The sequence below is a fragment of the Pseudonocardia sp. SID8383 genome, from assembly GCF_009864975.1.
Classification (GTDB): Bacteria; Actinomycetota; Actinomycetes; order Mycobacteriales; family Pseudonocardiaceae; genus Pseudonocardia; species Pseudonocardia alni.
In genome coordinates this window covers 1-19,306 of record NZ_WWFY01000409.1, presented here as the reverse complement: position 1 = coordinate 19,306, position 19,306 = coordinate 1, and the positions used below count along the sequence as shown (strand labels likewise).

Genomic DNA, 19,306 nt, shown 5'->3' with positions numbered 1-19,306 from the left:
GGCCGGGCCCTCGGCGCCGGAGTCCGCGCCGCCGTCGGCGCCGCCGTCGTGCTGGCCGGGGGTGCCCTGGCCGGCGCCGGAGTCGGCGGGGCCCTCGGCGCCGGAGCCGCTCGAGGTGGTGATGTCGTCGTCGTTCAGAGCCATGGTGGTCTCCTGGTGTCGTCGGGACTGTCGCGAGCGGCTACCCCGGGCCGGGCCCGGCCATGCACGTTCCCCTCCGGAACGACGACGGCGGGGGCGGTCACCGGGTGGGTGTCCGCCCCGCCGTCGCGGAGGACCGGGACCGGGGTCAGTAGGCGCCCCCGCCGCGGGTGACCGCACCGGCGGTGCAGGCGAGGATCGACAGGTCGAGCATGGGGGACCAGCGCTCGAGGATGCAGCCGACGCGGGTCTGGCGGAAGAACACCCCTGACCGCGGGCCCGCCGTCTCGTCACATCTGATGAACCGCCGAACGGCCGATAACGGGCTGGTCCGTGCGGAGCGATCCAGCGGAGGAGAGGGCCGCGTCGACGGCCCGCCGGACCAGGGGAGACCGCACGATGACGTCGCACCGCCGCCCACGCCGTTCCGTGTCCCGCGCCCTGCTGGCCGGGCTGGTGCCGGCGACGACGGCGGCCGCGCTCTGCGTCGCGTCCGTCGCCTCCGCCGATCCGGTCGTCGCGATCGTGGCCCCGGCTCCCACGGGTCCCGGTGTGGTGGCGCGGGAGTTCCCGGCGCCGCTCGTGCCGGGGATCGTGCCGGCCGCGCCGCTCTCGTCGTTCGTCGAGGAGGAGCCGGAGCCGGTGCTCTACACCTGCGAGCCGACGGCGGACCCGGAGTTCGAGGACCCGGCCCACCCGCACTACATCACCAACAAGAACTGCCCCGACCTGATCGCGGCCAAGGAACAGGCGCAGCGGGAGTACCTGGAGCAGCTGCAGGCCGAGGAGCACGAGGTGAGCGGGGACGGGCTGGAGTCCGCCTGCTCGGACCCCGCCGGCAGCTACTACGGCACGGCGGCGTGCGGATCCGACCTCGACGGCGACGGTGTCATGGACGGTTTCACCGGCTGACCGCTCGCCGCTGCCCGGCGTCCGCCCAGCTCAAAAAGCTATAATCGAACGTATGGTCGAGTAGGGTCGGATGCGTGGACGATGTCTGGCAGGCCGGTGACGAGGAGCTCCTCCTCGCAGTGGCCGACGTCCAGGAGCGGATCAACCGCGAGTCCGCCTCGCTCGTCGCCCTGGTCGCCGAGATCGCCACCCGCGGGGTGGCAGGGGACAGGGGATTCCGCGACACCGCGGACCTGCTGCGCACCGTGCAGAACGTGGCGCTGTCCACCGCCCGCGCCCGGGTCGATGCCGCTCGGAGGCTGTCCCCGCTGTTCCTCATCACCGGCGAGCAGGTGGACCCGGAGCTGCCCGAGCTGGCGGCGGCGTTCGCCGCGGGCGCGGTCGGCCCCGAGCACGTGCGGGTGATCCTGCGCGTGCTGGCGATGCTGCCGCCGCACCTGCACGAGCACCGTCCGGTGCTGGAGGCCGACCTGGTCCACCACGCCCGCACACTGGATCCCGACGCCGTCGAGAAGCTCGGCCGGCGGGCGATCGCCCTGCTGGACCCCGACGGGCCGCGCCCGCGTGAGGCGAAGCCGTCGCGCAACCGGTTCGTGCTCCGCCCGCAGGGCGCCGGGTACGAGGCGCGGGGCTGGTTCGACACCGAGTCCGCGGCGATGCTGCGCACTGCACTGTCCCCGCTGACCGCGCCCGTCCCGGCGGACGGACCCACCGGGGCGCGGGACGAGCGATCCACCGCCGAGCGCTCCGGCGACGGTCTGGTGGAGCTCGCGCGGCGGATGCTCGGGACGGGGGACCTGGGCGTGGAGAACGGGCAGCCCGTCACGCTGACCGTCACCGTCCCGCTCGACACCCTCACCACCGGCACGGGTGCCGGACTGCTCGGCTTCGGGGCCGGTGGGCTGTCCGCCGCCGTCGCCGCCGGGGACGCGCTGCGCCTGGCCTGTGACGCGCGGATCGTCCCGGTCGTGCTCGGCACGGCCGGGGAGCCGCTGTTCGTCGGACGGGAGGCCCGGCTCGCGACCCGCGGGCAACGCCGCGCCCTCGCCCAACGCGACGGCGGATGCGCCCACCCCGGATGCGAGGCGCCGCCACAGTGGTGCGTCGCGCACCACGTGCGGCACTGGGCCGACGGCGGCGCCACCGACCTGGACAACCTGGTCCTGCTCTGCGGGCACCACCACCGGTTGGTCCACCACGGGGACTGGAGCATCACGATGGACGTCGGGTTCCCGGTCTTCCACCCGCCGCCCTGGGCGCCGGGCGGGTCTCGGCGCAACCCGCTGCACCGGCCCGACCTGATTGGCTGCGGACGGGGCGACCCACCGGTGCCGCTGGACGCGGTCGTCGACGCGACCGCGGGCCGGGTGCTGGTCCCGTGACGCGCCATATCCGCGGGATGCGGGGCGGGCGCCCGGTCGGCGCGCGGGCCGCGGTGCCGCGTGCGGCTGGGGGTGCCGCCGAACCGGAGCCGGATCCGGCGGGCCAGACCGTGCGCCGGGCGCTCCGCAGCCCGGAGGAACACCTCCGCCACCGCGCTGGCCGTCCAGGTCGGGCACACGGGCGGGTGTGGTGATCCCCCCCGAAGATCTCGGCTCCGCCGGGCGACCGTCACCGGATCCGGCGCGGGCACGGGGGCGACCCGGGTCACACCGTCTCATCAACCCTGGGGATGTCCGCCGCCCGCGGCCGTTCGGCGGAAATGGACAGGGGCTTCCGTGCGACTGAACGGACGACGGACCGTCGGGGGAGGGCCCATGACATCGCTGGACGAGCGTGCCGAGGCACACGAAGTGGTGCCCGTGCCACTCCGCGCGTTCCACACTGCGTCCATGGCTCGCCGGCCGCAGGCCCCCACGCAGCCCGGACCGGACGACCGGTTCCGGGTCCTCGTGGTGTGCACCGGCAACATCTGCCGCTCTCCGGCCGCCGAGCTGCTGATGCGTAACCTGCTCGTCGGGCGGCTCGGTGGGCGGGAGGCCGCACGGGTGGAGATCTCCAGCGCAGGCGTCGCCGCGGTCGTGAACGGCCCGATGCACCCGCTGTCCCGTGCCCAGCTCGCCCCCTGGGGACTCGACACCCGCGCCGAGGATTTCCGGTCCCGCCAACTCGACGACCGCGTCGTCGCCGGGGTCGACCTGGTGCTCGGCGCCAACGTCCGGCACCGCTCCACCGTGCTCGAGCGCTACCCGCACCTGCTCGACCGCACCTTCGCGCTGCGCGAGTTCGCCCGGCTGACCGCGGCCGTCGACGACACCATGCTGCCGCCCGACCTGGTCAAGCGCGGTCGTGTGCTCGTCGAGGCCGCACAGGCGCGGCGCGGAACGATCCCCCCGGCCGACGACACCGTCCCCGACCCGATGGGCGGACCGGAACAGGCGCACCGCGAGGCGGTCCGCCTGATCTGGCAGGCCGTGCACGGGATCGTCGACGCGCTCGCCCCGCGGGTGGGTGTCCGTCGTTAGCGGAAGGTCGGTGAGGTTCGGGGGCTAACGCCCGATCCTCGGGTTGCGAGTGTCGTCACGACGTCGCAATCGCCCGATTGCGGCGCCTGTGCCCACGCCCCGGGAGACCGGTGCGACGGAGGAGGCCGCAGGTGCGGATCTGCCAGCTGTCCAGCGTCGAGTCCGCCTTCGCCTTCCTGGTCCCGCTGTTCCACGCGCTGGACGCGGACGGCCACGAGGTGGTCGCGGCCAGCATCATGGACCGCGACGGCGACACCCTGCGGCACCACCTCGGCAGCTCCTACGCCCTGCACCGGATCCGGGTGAGCCGCCGCATCACGGGGCGGGCGTTCAGCACCGAGATCCTGGCGCTCGTCCGCTACCTGCGCCGGGAGCGGTTCGACGTCGTCCACCTGCACGGGCCGCTGGCCTCGATCCAGGGGCGCATCGCGGCCCGGATCGCCCGGGTCCCCTGCGTCGTCAACCACGTGCACGGCTTCTACTTCCACGACGGCATGGCGCGGCGGACGTGGCTGGTGCACACCACCGCGGAGCGCCTGCTGAACCGCTACTTCGCCGACTACGTCGTGACCGTCAACTCCGAGGATCTCGACTTCGCACGCCGGACCGGTTTCGCCCGGGACCCCGACCGGGTCGTCGGCACACCGGGCGTCGGGGTCGACACCGCCCGGTTCGCCCCCGACCCGGAGCGCCGGGCCGCCGTTCGTCGTGAGCTCGGTATCCCGGCCGACGAGTTCGTCGTCGTCTTCGTCGGCAGGCTGGTGACGGAGAAGGGCGTCCTGGAACTGCTGACCGCGTTCTCCGACCTGCTCGCCGATCGGCCGGCCTGGTTGCTGCTGGTCGGCGACGCCGCACCCAGCGAGCGCGACCAGTCGGTGCGCGCACGGCTCGAGCAGGAGCACCGGCGGGACCCGGCGGCGGCCGCGCGCACCCTGCGGCTCGGGCTCCGTACCGACGTGCCCGACCTCCTGACGGCCGCCGACCTCGCCGTCCAGCCGTCGTACCGGGAGGGGATGCCGGTCGCGGTGCTGGAGGCCATGTCGGCCGGCGTTCCACTGGTGGCGACCGACATCCGCGGGAGCCGCGAGGCCCTCGACGGGGGCCGCGCGGGAGTGCTCGTGCCCCCACGGGACGCACCGAAGCTCAGCGCCGCCGTCCGTGCGCTGGCCGCCGACGACCGGGAGCGGACCCGGCTCGCGGCGGCCGGTCGGGCGCGGGTCGAGGACCACTTCGCGATCCCGCACGCCCTCGCGCCGCTGATGTCGCTCTACCGTCGGATCGAGGCGTCGACCCCCCGGCACCGGTTCAGCCTGCGGGCCCGGCTGCGCCCTCTGGTACGACGCGTCGTGCCGACGGCGCTGCGGGGACCCGCGACCGGGACCCCGCGGTGGCGGCTCGCTGTCGAGCACACGGCGGACCCGTTGTCCCCGGTCGGCCCGGTGCGACGACCGGTGTTCTCCGACGACGAGCTCGCCCGCCTCGGCATCACGATGGTCGCCGACCCGTTCGCGATCCAGCGGGACGGCATCTGGCACCTGTTCTTCGAGCAGGTGCGCCACGGCCAGGGACGCGGCGAGATCGGGCTCGCCACCAGCGACGACCTCGTCGACTGGCGCTACCACGGTGTCGTGCTCAGGGAGGACTTCCACCTCTCCTACCCCCAGGTGCTCGCCGACGGCGACGAGATCCTGATGGTCCCGGAGAGCTGCGCGGACGGGAACGGGACGGTGCGGCTGTACCGGGCGGTGGACTTCCCCCACACCTGGGAGCTCGACCGTGTTCTGCTCCGGGGCCGTCCCTTCAAGGACAGCACCGTCCTTCGGCACGAGGGCCTGTACTACCTGTTCACCGAGATCAGCGAGCGCCACACGCACGACCGGCTCGACCTGTTCGTCGCGCCGTCGATCCGTGGGCCCTGGGAACCGCACCCCTCGAACCCCATCGTGCTGGACGACGCGTCGATCTCCCGACCGGCGGGCCGGGTCATCGAGGTGGGCGGACGCCTGGTCCGGCTGGCGCAGGCGTGCCACCGGTCCTACGGCGACGGGGTGTGGGGCCGGCCGATCCGCACGCTGACCTCCGAGGAGTACCGGGAGACGCCCGAGGAGGTCCGGCTGTACCCGTCGCGGGGGGTCGGCGGGACGGGCCATCACATCGACAGCCATCGGGTCCCCGGTGGCTGGGTGCGGTTCGTCGACACCCATGAGTGAACCCGGTCGGGCCGGTACCGGCGGCGAGGGAACGGCGCGCCGGGTGTGGACGCCCGAGCTGGTGCTGCTCGCCGCCTACCTGTTCACCATGCCGATCCAGGTCGAGGTCGGCGACTACCGGCAGATCGCGCCGGCCGACGCGTTCATCGCCTGTTACCTCGCGGTGCGGTCGACCCGGCTGCGGCACATGTCCGGGGCGTGGACGGTCTGGCACACGGCGCTGGTCCCGCTGCTCGGTCTCGGCTGCCTCGTCGCCGTCGTGCGGACCGGCGAGCTGACCTCCTACGCCCTGCTGCAGAAGTACGTCGGGCTGATCGCCCTGCTGGCGACGGGCGCCTGCTTCATCGACTACATGCGCGACGTCGAGCGGCTCCGCCGGATCCTGCGGCTGTTCGTCGGCGCGGTCCTCCTGCACGCCACGCTCGCGCTCGGCGCGCGGCTGCTGAACCTCGCCGGTGGCCCGGTCCTGCCCCTGATGAACGATCCCTGGCCGACCGACCGGATCTCCGGCCTCGTGCTCGATGCCAATGCTTTCGGAGGTCTCGTCGCACTCGCCCTGGTGCTGCACCACGTGACCGCCGGCACCCCCTCGGCGCTGCTGCCCGGGCGGTGGGCGGTCGCCGGCTACGCCGTGCTGCCGGCGACGCTCCTGCTGACCTTCTCCCGGTCGTCCTGGATCGGGCTGACCTGCGGCTTGGCGGCGCTGCTCCTCGTCCGACCGGCTCTCGGCGGCCGGACCCTCGTCCGCGGCGCGCTGCCGGTCGTCGTCCTCGTCCCGCTGGTGCTGCTGCAGGTCCCCGACGCCGCCGCGCTCGTGACACGGCCCAGCGAGATCTCCTCCCGTCTGGTGATCGGGTTCGAGGCGTTGCACGACTACGTGGAGAGCCCGGTGTTCGGGATCGGACTCGGCGTGTACGTCGCCGAGTACCGGATCGTCGTGCACAACACGGCGCTGTGGTTCCTGTCCGATCTCGGGTTGATCGGCCTGGCGGTGTTCCTGGCGCTGGTCGTGTCGGTGGCGGTACGACTGTTCTCCGCGCTGCCCGTCGCGTCCGGTGAGCTGCGGCCGATGGTGCTCGCACTGCTGTGCGGGCACGTCGTGATGGCCGGTGTGTCCCTCGGGATCGAGGCGTTCTACCAGCGGCACTGGTGGCTGGTCTTCGCCGCCGCGGGTGTGGCGACGGTGCTCGCCCTACGGTCGTCGGACGCCCGTGCCGCTCCGCGGTCCGCGACGGAGGTGCTCGTCCGGTGAACGGTCCGACCAACCTCCGCCAGGCCCACTGGGGGTTCCTGTCGCAGATCGTCAACACGGGGACGAACTTTCTGCTCACCCTGCTCGTCGCCCGGGTCACCGCGCCCGACGCGTTCGGTGCCTTCGCGGTGGTCATGGTCCTCTACACGATCGGGATCGGGGTCGTGCGTGCGACGTCCAACGACGTGCTCGCCGTGCGCCGCCGCCGCGACCGGGCGGACCCGGCGCGCGAGGAGAGCGAGGCACTCGCGCACACCGTCGCGTTCGGGATCCTGCTCGGACTCGCGGCCGCGGCCGTCGTCCTCGTCATCGGGCACGGGACCGGCCCGTTCCTGCTGATGGCGCTCGTGATGCCGATGCTCCTGCTCCAGGAGGGGCTACGGGGGATCGCGATGGTCCGGGCCGTCCCGAAGGAGGCCGCGCTCTCCGACGTCCTGTGGGCGGTGGCGCAGTTCGGCACGATCGGTGTCGCCGCCGTCCTGGACGGCAGGGTGTCCGAGATCGCCGCCGTGCTCGGATGGTGCGCCGGCGGCAGCCTCGGCGCCGTGACGGCTCTGGTCAGGCTGCACATCCGGCCCCGGTTCCGCGCCGCGCTGCGGTGGTTCGTGTTGCACCGCGCCCTCGCGGCTCCGTTGCTGGCCACCCACATGCTCACCGGGATCCCGGTCGACGCCTCGTTCCTGCTGATGCCGTTGGTCACGGATCTGTCCGAGGTCGGTGCGCTCCGGGCCGCGTTCCTGTTCTTCGGTCCGCTCGGCATCCTGATCCTCGGTACGCGGTCGATGCTTCTGCCCGACGCGACCCGGCTCGGCTCCCCCCGCGAGGTCCGCCGGCTCGTCGGCCGGGTCACGGCGGTGCAGGCGGTCCTCGCCGCGGCCTGGGGCGCCGGGGTCGTCCTGCTGCCCGACCGGGTCGGGCGGTGGCTGCTCGACACGAACTGGGACGGCACCCAGGGGCCGCGCACCTTCCTCGCCGTGATGCTGGTCGCCGAGGCGGTGCTGGTCGGGGCGATCGTCGTCGCCTCGGCACTCGGGCAGCTGCGCCGGGCACTGCTCGTCCAGGCGACGACGGTCCCGATCGTCCTCGTCCTGGTGCTCGTCGTGGCCTCCGGGCACGGGGCGACCGGCACCGCCGTCGTCCTCGCCGGCGGTTACGCGGTCAGCGCCGTGCTGGCCTGGCTGCTGTTCCTGGTCCGGAAGGACACGGATCAGAAGGACACGGACCGGCTGACCGGAGCCCCCACCGACCATCGCACAGAATCGGGGACCGCATGAACCAGACCGCATCGTCCGACGAGCTGGAGATCTCCTTCTGGCGCCGGGCCCTGCGCCGGCACCGGATGCTCGTCCTCATCGTGGTCGTGCTGTTCGTCGCCGTCACGGTCGCGGCCGTGCTGTTGCGCCCCGCGTCCCACTCGGCGACCACCGAGGTCTTCGTGTCCGGCGCCGACGTCGCTCCGGAGGTCCAGTTCGTCCGGAGCCGTTTCGTCTCCGAGGCCGCCGCGGCCGAGCTGGGCTCCCGGCCCGATGTCGACGTCGGGTCGGGCGACTCGACGTGGATCCTCACCGTCACCGCGTCGGCGGCGACTCCCGAGGAGGCCGCGAGGGTCGCGACGACCTACGCGACCACCTACGTGCGGTTGCGCGAGCAGGCCACCACGGACGCCCGCCGTGCGGGGGAGGCCGACCTCGAGCAGTCCATCGCCCGCGCCCGGGCCGAGCTGGACGCCCTGCCCCCGAACGCGCCACCGCAGGCCGGGGCACGGCTGGAGAACGAGATCACCGCGTTCCAGGACGCGCTGACCAGCACGACGTCGGCGACGATCCAGGCCGGGCCCCGGCCGGTCGTCCTGGACACCACGGTGGCGGACGGGCAGGCGAGCGGGACGGTGTGGCTCTACGCCGCGGCGGCCGCCGCGATCGGGTCCGTCGCGGGTGCCGGGCTGGCCGGGGCCGCCGGGGGGCTCGACCCGCACGTGCCGGGCCCTGCGTACGCCACCAGAGCCCTGCGGGTCCCGCTGTTCGGAACAGTCGCGCCGTCCGGCACCCGCGGTGGGTGGCGGTCGTCGCGGGCGCGGCGCCGGGCACGGATGCGCACCGCGCCGGGTGAGGTGATCGCGATGATCCGTGCCCTGGTGCTGCCCGCGGACCGCGACAAGCTCAGCGGCAGCGTGCTGGTCTGCGGCGCCGGCCGGGGCGACGGCGCCGAGACGGGCAGGATCGCGACCGAGCTCGCGACCGGCTTCGCCCGGGCCGGCGCGTCGACGGCGCTGGTCCGGGCCGATTTCACCGCCCCGGAGGCCGACCTCGGCGCTCCGGGCCTGTCCGCGGTCGTCGCCGGACGGGTGGCCCTGTCCGATGCGCTGACCGTCACCGACGACGCGCCGGGCCTGTCGGTCATCGCCGCGGGCGCCGCGCCCGACTCGACTGTCGACCTCCTCTCCGGCCGGGAGTTCGGCCGGATCGTGGAGGAGCTGGAGCGGACGGTCGACGTCGTCGTCGTCCACTGTGCCCCGCTCGGCGACGACCCGGGCGCCGCACTGGTCTCGCGGACGGCGGACGCCACGCTGCTCGTCGTGTCGGACCGGACCCGCCGTGACGAGCTGAGTCGCGTGGAGCAGACCCTGCACGCGACCGGCGGCCGCGTCGAGGGCATCGCCTACGTCGGCGAGCCGGGGGCATGACCGGACGGCACCGGGCACTCGCCACCGCGGTCGGCGTCATCGTCGTCGCGGCCGTCGTGCTGTTCGCCGGTCCGCTGAGACCGGGTCCCCCGGCCCCGTCCGGTCCTCCGACGGCGTGGGTGGAGGACGCACTCGTCCGGGTGTCGGCACACGACCCGCCCGGTCCCCGGACCACGGCGCAGATCACCGCGGCACGGGGTGAGACCGAGTCGTTCCAGATCGTCACGACCGGTGGTGGCCGGCCCTTGCGCGGCGTGGACCTGGAGGTGAGCAGACTCGGAGGGCCAGGCGGTGTCTTCCTCCCGGCGGGTGCGGTCTCGCTGTTCCGGGAACAGTTCGTGACGGTCCCGGCGACGCTGCCGGTCGCGGGCTCCGCCGGGCCGGGGGACTACGCCGACGGCCTGGTGCCCTTCACCGATCCTGCGACCGGTGCACCGCTGCACGGCGACATCCCCGCCCGCGGGGTATCCGTCGATCCGCACCGCGCCCAGCCGTACTGGGTGGACGTCGCGGTCCCCCGGGATGCGGTCCCCGGGGTGTACCGCGGCGGCTACACCCTGCGCACCGCCGGCGGCGACGTCAGCGGGCAGGTCGAGCTCACGGTCCTGGACCTGGTGCTGCCCGCCCGTCCGGCTCTGACCGGGGCCTTCCTGAACAGCGGCGGTCGACCCGCCGTCGACGCGGAGCTGCTCCGCAACGGCGCCATGCCCGGCAGCCCGGTGGGCGGACTGGACCCGGCGCTGCGCGCCTCGGGCCGGCTGAACGCGGTGAACACCGGCTTCTACAGCGGAGCCGACCGCGACACCTGCGCGATGCGGCCACCGCCCACACCGGGGGAGGTCGACGCCGCCGTGCGGGAGGCTCCCGCGGGCACGTCGCGCTACAACTACACCGCCGACGAGATCGCCGACTGCGATGACCACACGACCCTCTACCCGGCGCTGCGGGACTGGTCGCGAGCCCTGCACCGGGCCGGAGTGCGGCAGCTGGTGACGATGGCACCGGACCCGGTCCTCTTCGACGACGGCACCGGGGCACCGGTGGTCGACGTGTGGGCGTCGTTGCCGATGGACCACGACCCCGCGCTGGTGGACGCGGCGGTCGGGCGCGGGATGGAGGTCTGGTCCTACACCGCCCTCGCCCAGGACGACTACTCGCCGAAATGGCTCATCGGCGCTGACCCCGCCGGGCTGAGGGCGATGCCCGGATTCTTGAACCAGAGCCTCGGCTACACCGGGCTGCTCTACTGGCGGGTCGACGGATGGGGGACTGTCGACCCCTGGTCGACGGCGGTTCTCTACGACGACCGGTACGCCGGCGACGGGATGCTCGTCTACCCGGGCGACCGGGTCGGCCTCCCGGGTGGCGCCGCGCCGTCGCTGCGCCTCAAGTGGATCCGGGACGGCATCGACGACTACGCCTACGCCGAGCTGGCCCGTCGGGCGGCCGGTGACGCCGCGGTCGACCGGGTCGTGCGCACGGTGGCACCGGACTGGCGCGGCTGGAGCCGCGACCCGGCGGCGCTGGCCACGGCGCGCGCAGCGCTCGCGGAGCTTGCGGCGGGCGGCCGATGACACCGCCGCCTGCCGCGAGGCCGTTCAGCAGAGGTGCGCGACGACGTGGTTGCCGTACCGTGGGTCGCCGGGACGGACGTCGGTGAAGATCCCCGCCCGGACGGCGGAGACCAGGTCCCCCACGTAGTCCTGCACGCAGTGCCGGGACCGGTATCCCAGCACCGTGGCGATCTTGTCGAACGCGACCCGGTAGTTCCGCGGGTCGGTGTCGCCCTCGCGGTAGACGACCCGTGCCCCGTCGACGTGCTTGAGGGCCTCGTCGACGAGCATGCGCTTGGTGAACTGCTGGTCGGCGTCACCGACGTTGAACACCTCGCCGCGCACCAGCCCGGGGGGTGCGTCGAGCACCGTCAGGACCGCCGACGAGAGGTCCTGCACGTGGCAGTAGGGGCGCCAGGTGTCGGCGTCGTACACCACGAGCTCCTCGCCCGCGGCGAGGTCACGGGTGAACTGGGAGACCGTGAGATCGAACCGCGCCCGTGGCGAGAGGCCGTAGGCGGTGGCGACACGCAGGACGGTGCCGACGGTCGTCGTCCGCGACGCGCCGGCGAGCACGTGTTCCTCGACCGCGATCTTCGTCTCCGCGTAGAGCGACTGCGGGTTCAGCTCACTGGTCTCGTCCGCGAAGGACGACGGGTCGTGGATCCCGTAGTTGCTGCAGGTGGAGGTGAACACGAACCTCCGCACACCGAGTCCGGCCAGCATGTCGTGCAGCTGTACCGCCGCCTCGTGGTTCACCTGTTCGGCGAGCTCGGGGTAGCGCCTGCAGACCGGGTCCCCGACGAGCGCCGCGAGCAGCACGACATCGGTCGTGCCGGTCGCCGCCGCGGTCACCGACGCCCGGTTCCGGAGGTCGCCACGGGAGAAGCCGAAGCGAGGGTGGTCCAGCAGGTGATGCAGGGCGAAACCGTTGTCGTAGATCAGCTGGTCGAGCACGCGCACCCGAGCACCGGCTTCGAGGAGCCGTGCGCTCAGGACCGAGCCGACGTAGCCGGCGCCGCCCACGACGAGGACGGTGCGCTCGCTCAGATCCGGGGTCATCCCGCTGTCCTCTCCGTGATGGGCGCCGGAACCGTCGTGGTCGCGGTGTCGGGGGCCCCGGTCGTGGCCAGGGCGTCGGCGAGAGTCCTGACGACGCGGCCGACGTCGTCCGGGCCGAGCCGGGGATGGAGCGGAAGCGTCAGCTCCCGGTCGTGGAACTCCTCGGTACGGGCGAGCTCGACGTCGCCGAACCGCTCCCGGTAGTAGGTGAACCGATGGACGGGCGGGTAGTGCACGCTGGTCTGCACCCGGGCGGCCCGCATCTCCGTGGCCACGGCTGTCCGATCGGTGCCGACGGGCAACAGCACCGGCAGCAGGTGTGCGGCGGTGGGGTGCTCCGGCTGGAACGGGACCCGGCAGTGCGGCAGGACCTCGGCCAGGAGACTGCGGTAGCGCCCGCTCAGCATTCGTCGCCTGGCGTTCCACCCGAGGAGCCGGGGGAGTTGGACCAGCCCCAGCGCCGCACGCAGCTCGTCCATCCGGAAGTTGTAGCCGCGGTCGACCACGTCGTAGCCGACCCGCTGCCCCCGGTCTCGGTCCAGGGTGCTCGCGGTCATGGCGTGTGCGCGCAACAGGCGCGCCCGCTCCCGTGCGATCGGATCGGCGACGACCAGCATCCCGCCCTCCGCGGTGGTCATGTTCTTGTTGGAGAAGAAGCTGAACGCGGAAGCGTCGGCGACACCGGCGACGTGGCCCGGCAGCCCTGCGGCGTGCGCGGCGTCCTCGACCAGGGCCAGCCCGTGATCGTCGGCGAAGCGCCGCCAGGTCGCGCCGTCGACCGCGTACCCCGCGTAGGGCATGACGACCACGGCCGTCGTGCGCGGCGTGAGCCGTGCCCGCGCGTCCTCGACCGACAGGTGCGGCAGGTCCGGGGACTCGATGTCGACGAAGACCGGTGTGGCCCCGGCCTGCACCACGACGCTCGCCGTCGCCACGAACGTCAGCGACGGGACCAGCACCTCGTCACCGGGACCGACGCCGACCGCGTGCAGCGCGAGCTGGAGAGCCGACGTCGCGGAGTGGACGGCGATCGCGTCGGCGACACCGTGCAGCTCGGCGAAGGCCTGCTCGAAGCGGCGCACCCGGTCGCCCATGGTCAGCCAACCGTCGTCGATGACCTCGTGCAGCGCCTGCTTCTCGGCCTCGCCCAGCACCGGCGACCCGAGCTCGATCGTCGGGAGGTCGGCGAGGGGTGTCACGCGGGTGCTCGCATGGCCAGCTCGGCGTGCTCCTGGGCGCGGCGCAGGTCCTCGACCCTTCCGATGTCGATCCAGGAGCCGTGGTGCTCGTAGACGTTCACCGGGACACCCCGGGCCAGCATGGTCCGCATCAGCTCGTCGAAACCGAAGGGCCCCGACGGCGGGATGTGGTCGAAGATCGACGGCTCCATCAGGTAGATCCCGGTACTGACGGAGAACTGCTGGCTCGGCTTCTCCCTGAAGTCGGTCACCATGCCGCTGTGGTGCTCGAGCACCCCGTAGGCGATGTTCACGACCTGTCGTGTCACGACCACGGTCAGTGGTGCACCGTGTTCCCGGTGCTCGCTCAGGACCGAATCGAGATCCACATCGGCGAAGACGTCGGAGTTGGTGACGAAGAACGGATCTCGGACGGTGTGCCGCAACGCATTCAGCGGCCCGATGGTCCCGAGCGGTTCCTCCTCGAAGATGTATTCGATCTCCAGTCCCCATCGTTCACCGTCGCCGCAGTAGCTGCGGATCAAGGGGCCGAAGGCGCTGACGGTGATCGACACCGTCTTCACCCCCGCCGCGGAGAACCGGGCGAGCAGATTGTCGATGACGCGACCTTCGCCCACCGGCATCAGTGCTTTGGGTAGAACGGTTGAATACGGAGCGAGACGAGTGCCGCGGCCGCCGGCCTGAACCACGGCGTGAAGATTCGGCATCTTTCCTCCTTGGGGCGCTCGGGGTGAACAAGCACTCGAAAGTGTCTCGATGGTCGTTACGGGCGACGTGTGATTACCGAGAGCAGTGCAGGCGTTCCTTCTGGGGGGCCCAGACCTGGACGCTGTAACACGATCGTGTGAATATCGACCACTCACGCGTCGAGCAGATCGCAACGCCGCCGGTGAGGTGTCATGTCGAACGCACTCCTGAACCGATCGTTCGCCCACGTCCGTCCGGACCCGATCGGTCACCGTGGGTACATCGCGGCAGCGGTCGCCGGGGACGCATTCGGCTGGGTCGTGGCCCTCGTCGTGGCCGTCCTGCTCCGGTACGAGCTGGACCTGGCCGAGATCGACGTGTCGGGTCTGCTGTGGACGGCGGCGGCAGCCGCCGTCGCGCAGATGCTCGTCGGATGGCTCGGCCGCTCCTACACGAGCGGGAGGGCCGCCTCCGCGACCGACCCGGGCGGGCTCACCCTGTCGGTGTTCCTGGTCGGGCTGACGACGTTCGTCCTGGTGACCCTCCAGGACCCGCCTCCGGTGCCCCGCTCGACGCCGCTGCTCGCCATTCCCATCGCGGCGTTGTTGCTGGTTGGGGTCAGAGCGGGTCTGCGTGCCCGGATCGAGCGGCCCGATCCCACCGACCCGCGGCGCACCCGTCGTGCGGTCATGGTCGGGACCGGCGAGGACGCCGACCACCTGGTCCGCTCGATGCTGCGTGACCCGAGCTGGGGCATCCTGCCGGTCGCGACGGTCGGTTCGGACGGTGCGCGGCGTCGCATCGCCGGACTCGGGACCGCCCGGTCCGGGGAGCGGCCCGCCGCGCTCGCCGAACGGTTCGGCGCCGACCTGCTGGTCATCGCGACCTCGGACGGGGCCGCGGCGGGGACGGTGTCGGCGGAGGCGGCCGCGGCGGGCATCCCGACGCTCGTGGTGCCGCCGCTGGCGGAACTGGTCCGGTCACTGGCTCCGGCCGACCTGCCCGGCCCGACGCCGGCGGCTCCGTCGCGGGGCGGGACCCGTGGCCGGGCCCGGACCGCGGGCAAAAGGGCGTTGGACGTCGTGCTGTGCCTCGCGGGGTTGCCACTGGTGCTGCCGGTCCTGCTGACGGTAGGACTGGTCCTGCTGCTCAGCGGCGGGGAGGTGCTCTATCGGGCGCCGAGGGTCGGGCTGCACGGGCGCCGGTTCACGATGTTCAAGTTCGCCACGATGCGCCCCGGGGACTCCGGCCCGCGGGTGACCCGGGAGGGCGACCCCCGGATCACCCCCATCGGCCGGGTGCTGAGGGCGACCAAGCTCAACGAGCTGCCCCAGATCGTCAACGTGCTGCGCGGTGACATGAGTGTCGTCGGCCCGCGTCCGGAGGACCCGCGCTACGCGCGTGCCTACACCCCGGAGCAGCGGGCGGTCTGGTCCGTCCGGCCCGGGATGACGAGCGTGGCCTACCTCGACTTCGGCGACGAGCAGGTCTTCATCGAGCGGGCCCGACCGGACGACGTCGAGTCGTTCTACCTGGGCGAGCTGTTACCGGCCAAACTCGAGATCGAGCTCGGCTACGTCCGGAGCTGGACGGTCGGCAGTGACATGGTGATCATCGCGAGGACACTGGGCCGTCTCCTGGCGCGCCGCTAGGTCCGACCCGACCGGGTGGTTCTCGCGCCTCGCGCGGCGTGATCGGGCAGACCGGGGAACGGTCTCCCCCATGAACCGTCACCGCACACCACTCCTGATCGGACTGCTGTCGGCCGGACTGCTCGTCGCCGGGTGCGGCGGAGGGGCCGCCCCGTCCGAGGCCCCGGCCGCACTGTCGACCCCGCCCACCACGGCCGCGCAGCAGCCGACGGAGCAGACGTCGTCGTCGGAGGCGGGCGAGGTGGCCCGCTGCACCAGCAGCACCGTGCGGGCGTCGGTCGGCACCACCCTCGGCGACAACCAGAAGGACACCACCATCGTCTGGCGCAACACCTCCGACGCGCCCTGCACCATGACCGGGTTCGGCGGCGTCGACCTGCGCGGCCCGGACGACCCGCAGTTCGGGCCGTCGTACTCGCTGCCCCGGGCGGGGGAGGAGCCCACGGCGGTCGTCGTCAAGCCGGGCGGGACCGCGCACACCGTGATCACCTGGCTGCCCGGGGACAGCTGGACGCCGACCGACATCGTCGTGACCGCGCCGGACGAGACGACGTCGACGACGCTGAAGTGGGACCAGGGCCCGGTCTCCCGTCAGGACGGCGCGACCCGCCCCGGCACCTACATCCACCCGGTGGCGCCCGGCTCCGTCTGACCCCGTCGCGGTCACCCCGTGCCGCGGGTGGCACACACCCCGTCACGGCCGGAGTCGTGTGCGCCACCCGCGCGGGGGTCCCCGATAACGGTCGACCGACCCTGACCGATGATGCCGGGCGTGGAGATCCAGCAGACCCCGCTCCCCGGATCGGCTCTCATCGACCTGAAGCGACTCTCCGACGACCGCGGCTTCTTCGCCCGCGCCTTCTGCGAGGAGGAGTTCCGCGACGCCGGGCTCGACCCGACGATCACCCAGTGCAACCTCTCGTACAACCATGAGGCGGGCACCCTGCGCGGCTTCCACTACCAGCTGGAGCCCAACGCCGAGGTCAAGGTCATCCGCTGCGTCCGCGGCGCGATCTTCGACGTGATCGTCGACCTGCGCCCGGACTCCGACACCTACCTGCAGTGGTTCGGTGCCGAGCTGTCCCAGGACAACTACCGGGCGATGTACGTGCCGCGGAACTTCGCGCACGCCTACCTCACCCTCACCCCGGACGCGACGACGATCTACCAGGTCTCGACGCCCTACACCCCGGGCGCCGAGCGCGGCCTGCGCTGGAACGACCCGGCCCTGGACGTCGAGTGGCCGCACGCGGTCGACCACGTCTCGGACAAGGACGCGAACTGGCCGCTGCTGGCCGACAACGCCGACTTCCCGTCGGTCACCGGAGCCCGCTGATGCTCATCCTCGACACCGCCCTCGCGAAGCGCGCCGCCGAGAACCGCCCGATCCGGGTCGGCCTGGTCGGCGCCGGGTTCATGGGCCGCGGCCTGGTCAACCAGATCGTGAACTCCACCCCCGGGATGGACGTCGTCGCGATCGCCAACCGCACCGTCGCCACCGCCGTGCGCGCCTACACCGAGGCCGGTCTGGAGCCGGTCGAGGTGTCGACGACCGCGCAGGTCGAGGCGATGGTCGCGAAGGGCGTCCCGGCCGTGCTCGGGGACGCGTTCGCGCTGCTCGCCGCGGAGAACATCGACGTGCTCGTCGACGTCACCGGCGCCGTCGAGTTCGGCGCCCGGGTCACCGTCGCCGCGATCGAGCGCGGGCTGCCCGTCGTCACGATGAACGCCGAGCTCGACGGCACCGTCGGCCCGCTGCTCGCGCACCGCGCCCGCGCCGCCGGGGTCGTCCTGACCGGTGCCGACGGCGACCAGCCCGGCGTCCAGGCCAACCTGCTGCGCTTCGTGCGCGGCATCGGGGTCACCCCGCTCGTCGCCGGCAACATCAAGGGCCTGCAGGACGAGTACCGCACCCCCACCACCCAGCAGGCGTTCGCGGAGAAGTGGGGGCAGGACCCCTACATGGTCACCAGCTTCGCCGACGGCACGAAGGTGTCGTTCGAGCAGGCGATCGTCGCCAACGCGTTCGGTTTCACCGTCGGGAAGCGCGGCATGTACGGCCGCGACCACGCCGGGCACGTCGACGAGCTGACCGCGGCCTACGACGTCGACGAGCTGCGCGAGCTGGGCGGCGTCGTCGACTACGTGGTCGGCGCCAAGCCGGGGCCGGGCATCTACGTGCTCGGCACCCACGACGACCCGAAGCAGCGCCACTACCTGAACCTGTACAAGCTCGGCGAGGGCCCGCTGTACAGCTTCTACACCCCGTACCACCTGTGCCATTTCGAGGTCCCGAACACCATCGTGCGGGCTGTCGACTTCGCCGACGCCGCACTGAGCCCGCCCGCGGGACAGCGGGTCGACGTCGTCGCCACCGCCAAGCAGGACCTGACGGCAGGACACACGGTCGACGGGCTGGGCGGCTACGACACCTACGGCGTCGCCGAGTCCTCGCCGGTCACGCGCGCCGAGCGGCTGCTGCCGATGGGTGTCGCCGAGGGGTGCACGCTGGTGCGCGACGTCGCGAAGGACGCCGTGCTCACCTACGACGACGTCACCCTGCCCCCGGGCCGGCTCGTCGACGCGCTCCGCGAGGAGCAGGAGAAGCTGTTCGCCTGAGCGGCCCGCAGGCCGCGGCGCCGGGTCGGTAGGCGCCGCGGCTGCGGAGCGCCGCGCCGACGGTCTTCCACAGGATCAGCAGGTCCAGTGCGGGGATCCAGTTCTCGACCTCGGCGTCGACGCACATCGACCGGCACTTCAGCATCCCGAGGTGCGCCCGTGCGTACCGACGCGCTCCTGGCGGAAGAACACCGGGCCGCCGTCGCCGAGCTTCACCGCGGCCGCCAGGACCAGGAACAGCGGCCCCACCAGAAGCATCAGCAGCGCGGCGACCGCGCGGTCCGCGACGTACCTCACGATCGTCGACGCGCCGGAGAACCGCGGCTCGGACAGCCGCAGCAGCGGCATGCCGTCGACCGGCGTGAAGTGCATGCGCGGGCCGGCGAGCTCCATCAGGCCGGGGTCGACGGCGAGCTCGGTCTCCGAGCCCTCCAGGTCCCGCTCCCTCACCCGCGCGCACGTTGCGCCGTTCGTCCTAATCCATGCGAGGGGTTGTCATCAGGAGTGACGATCGCGGCGTCTCATCAGAATTGAGTAACGCCGACGCCGCCGGATGCGACAGGTGATCGAACGATCATCCTGCGTGAGGAGGCAACGGGTGCCGTTGCGCCGCTTCGACCGGACGTCCTGGCCCGAGCACGGCCCGCACCGGGACTTGCTCGACCTGCTCGACGACGTCCACGTGCACCACGGCTGCCCGTCGGAGCGTGTGCTCGCGCGCCGGCTGCGGACCTCGACCGCGCGGGTCCGCGACGTCGTCCGCGGCCGTGCCCTGCCCGGCGACGCCGTCGGGATCAGGGACCTGGTCGCCGCACTCACCGCGCAGGGCCGCGCCGATCCGGCGACGGCGGACCGGGCCGAGGCCCTCACG

The 19,306-nt window shown here is 72.8% G+C and carries 17 protein-coding genes; 13 read left to right on the top strand and 4 right to left on the bottom strand.

Translation table 11 applies throughout. From position 1 onward, the window contains the following. Positions 1-540: 540 nt before the first annotated feature. The 8 genes from GTW08_RS09905 (at position 541) to GTW08_RS09870 (ending at position 11,237) form a co-directional block, all read left to right on the top strand. Entirely contained in the window at positions 541-1,053 is a 513-nt protein-coding gene (locus GTW08_RS09905) for a hypothetical protein (RefSeq protein ID WP_139283044.1), read from the top strand. Between the two features lie 74 nt (positions 1,054-1,127). After that, positions 1,128-2,435: an HNH endonuclease signature motif containing protein gene (locus tag GTW08_RS09900; RefSeq protein WP_073578409.1), complete on the top strand. Its 1,308-nt coding sequence runs from the start codon at positions 1,128-1,130 to the stop codon at positions 2,433-2,435. A 450-nt stretch (positions 2,436-2,885) separates the two neighbouring features. Continuing rightward, positions 2,886-3,518, top strand: a complete 633-nt coding sequence (locus tag GTW08_RS09895; RefSeq protein ID WP_073578408.1) for a hypothetical protein — start codon at positions 2,886-2,888, stop codon at positions 3,516-3,518. Between the two features lie 131 nt (positions 3,519-3,649). Further along, complete coding sequence (locus tag GTW08_RS09890; RefSeq protein ID WP_073578407.1) at positions 3,650-5,728, top strand: glycosyltransferase family 4 protein; 2,079 nt, start codon at positions 3,650-3,652, stop codon at positions 5,726-5,728. Beyond that, on the top strand, positions 5,721-6,980 hold the full coding sequence (locus GTW08_RS09885; protein ID WP_139283043.1) for an O-antigen ligase family protein: 1,260 nt from the start codon (positions 5,721-5,723) through the stop codon (positions 6,978-6,980). Before GTW08_RS09890 ends, GTW08_RS09885 begins: the two co-directional genes overlap by 8 nt. Continuing rightward, positions 6,977-8,254 carry a hypothetical protein gene (locus GTW08_RS09880; RefSeq protein WP_073578405.1) on the top strand — a complete coding sequence of 426 codons (1,278 nt, stop codon included), beginning with the start codon at positions 6,977-6,979 and terminating at the stop codon, positions 8,252-8,254. The genes GTW08_RS09885 and GTW08_RS09880 overlap by 4 nt, the downstream gene beginning before the upstream one ends. Continuing rightward, on the top strand, positions 8,251-9,663 hold the full coding sequence (locus GTW08_RS09875) for a hypothetical protein (protein ID WP_073578404.1): 1,413 nt from the start codon (positions 8,251-8,253) through the stop codon (positions 9,661-9,663). Before GTW08_RS09880 ends, GTW08_RS09875 begins: the two co-directional genes overlap by 4 nt. Beyond that, a complete protein-coding gene (locus tag GTW08_RS09870) occupies positions 9,660-11,237 on the top strand; it encodes a DUF4091 domain-containing protein (RefSeq protein ID WP_073578403.1) in 1,578 nt (525 codons plus the stop codon). Before GTW08_RS09875 ends, GTW08_RS09870 begins: the two co-directional genes overlap by 4 nt. Positions 11,238-11,261: 24 nt before the next feature. On the opposite strand, the gene GTW08_RS09865 is transcribed toward GTW08_RS09870, so the two are convergent. The 3 genes from GTW08_RS09865 to GTW08_RS09855 are packed head-to-tail and all read right to left on the bottom strand — an operon-like array spanning position 11,262 to position 14,184. Then, positions 11,262-12,278: an NAD-dependent epimerase/dehydratase family protein gene (locus tag GTW08_RS09865; protein ID WP_161151806.1), complete on the bottom strand. Its 1,017-nt coding sequence runs from the start codon at positions 12,276-12,278 to the stop codon at positions 11,262-11,264. Beyond that, complete coding sequence (locus GTW08_RS09860) at positions 12,275-13,477, bottom strand: DegT/DnrJ/EryC1/StrS family aminotransferase (RefSeq protein WP_083659154.1); 1,203 nt, start codon at positions 13,475-13,477, stop codon at positions 12,275-12,277. The genes GTW08_RS09865 and GTW08_RS09860 overlap by 4 nt, the downstream gene beginning before the upstream one ends. Then, complete coding sequence (locus GTW08_RS09855) at positions 13,474-14,184, bottom strand: sugar phosphate nucleotidyltransferase (protein ID WP_161151805.1); 711 nt, start codon at positions 14,182-14,184, stop codon at positions 13,474-13,476. Before GTW08_RS09855 ends, GTW08_RS09860 begins: the two co-directional genes overlap by 4 nt. Before the next feature lie 192 nt (positions 14,185-14,376). Here GTW08_RS09855 and GTW08_RS32685 point away from each other — a divergent pair, with 192 nt between their 5' ends. The 4 genes from GTW08_RS32685 to GTW08_RS09835 all read left to right on the top strand — a co-directional run bounded on the left by GTW08_RS32685 (position 14,377) and on the right by GTW08_RS09835 (position 18,435). Then, entirely contained in the window at positions 14,377-15,816 is a 1,440-nt protein-coding gene (locus tag GTW08_RS32685) for a sugar transferase (RefSeq protein ID WP_275938979.1), read from the top strand. A 70-nt stretch (positions 15,817-15,886) separates the two neighbouring features. Next, positions 15,887-16,468, top strand: coding sequence for a DUF4232 domain-containing protein (locus GTW08_RS09845; RefSeq protein WP_083658605.1), 582 nt, complete (start codon positions 15,887-15,889; stop codon positions 16,466-16,468). 120 nt (positions 16,469-16,588) lie between these two features. Then, complete coding sequence (gene rfbC, locus GTW08_RS09840) at positions 16,589-17,152, top strand: dTDP-4-dehydrorhamnose 3,5-epimerase (RefSeq protein ID WP_073575593.1); 564 nt, start codon at positions 16,589-16,591, stop codon at positions 17,150-17,152. Next, on the top strand, positions 17,152-18,435 hold the full coding sequence (locus GTW08_RS09835; RefSeq protein ID WP_073575547.1) for an NAD(P)H-dependent oxidoreductase: 1,284 nt from the start codon (positions 17,152-17,154) through the stop codon (positions 18,433-18,435). The genes rfbC and GTW08_RS09835 overlap by 1 nt, the downstream gene beginning before the upstream one ends. Positions 18,436-18,573: 138 nt before the next feature. Here GTW08_RS09835 and GTW08_RS32945 read toward each other — a convergent pair whose 3' ends face one another. Continuing rightward, on the bottom strand, positions 18,574-18,885 hold the full coding sequence (locus tag GTW08_RS32945) for a sugar transferase (RefSeq protein WP_073575548.1): 312 nt from the start codon (positions 18,883-18,885) through the stop codon (positions 18,574-18,576). A 148-nt stretch (positions 18,886-19,033) separates the two neighbouring features. On the opposite strand from GTW08_RS32945, the gene GTW08_RS09825 reads away from it, so the two are divergent. Continuing rightward, positions 19,034-19,306, top strand: a 273-nt coding sequence (locus tag GTW08_RS09825; RefSeq protein WP_161151804.1) for a hypothetical protein, incomplete at its 3' end; no start/stop codon positions are given.

Bases quoted from the DNA above. Each gene is read 5' to 3' on its own strand.
- GTW08_RS09905 (WP_139283044.1), top strand. From the start codon at position 541: ATGACGTCGCACCGCCGCCCACGCCGTTCCGTGTCCCGCGCCCTGCTG.
- GTW08_RS09895 (WP_073578408.1), top strand. From the start codon at position 2,886: ATGGCTCGCCGGCCGCAGGCCCCCACGCAGCCCGGACCGGACGACCGG.
- GTW08_RS09885 (WP_139283043.1), top strand. From the start codon at position 5,721: ATGAGTGAACCCGGTCGGGCCGGTACCGGCGGCGAGGGAACGGCGCGC.
- GTW08_RS09875 (WP_073578404.1), top strand. From the start codon at position 8,251: ATGAACCAGACCGCATCGTCCGACGAGCTGGAGATCTCCTTCTGGCGC.
- GTW08_RS09870 (WP_073578403.1), top strand. From the start codon at position 9,660: ATGACCGGACGGCACCGGGCACTCGCCACCGCGGTCGGCGTCATCGTC.
- GTW08_RS09865 (WP_161151806.1), bottom strand. From the start codon at position 12,278: ATGACCCCGGATCTGAGCGAGCGCACCGTCCTCGTCGTGGGCGGCGCC.
- GTW08_RS09855 (WP_161151805.1), bottom strand. From the start codon at position 14,184: ATGCCGAATCTTCACGCCGTGGTTCAGGCCGGCGGCCGCGGCACTCGT.
- GTW08_RS32685 (WP_275938979.1), top strand. From the start codon at position 14,377: ATGTCGAACGCACTCCTGAACCGATCGTTCGCCCACGTCCGTCCGGAC.
- GTW08_RS09845 (WP_083658605.1), top strand. From the start codon at position 15,887: ATGAACCGTCACCGCACACCACTCCTGATCGGACTGCTGTCGGCCGGA.
- GTW08_RS09835 (WP_073575547.1), top strand. From the start codon at position 17,152: ATGCTCATCCTCGACACCGCCCTCGCGAAGCGCGCCGCCGAGAACCGC.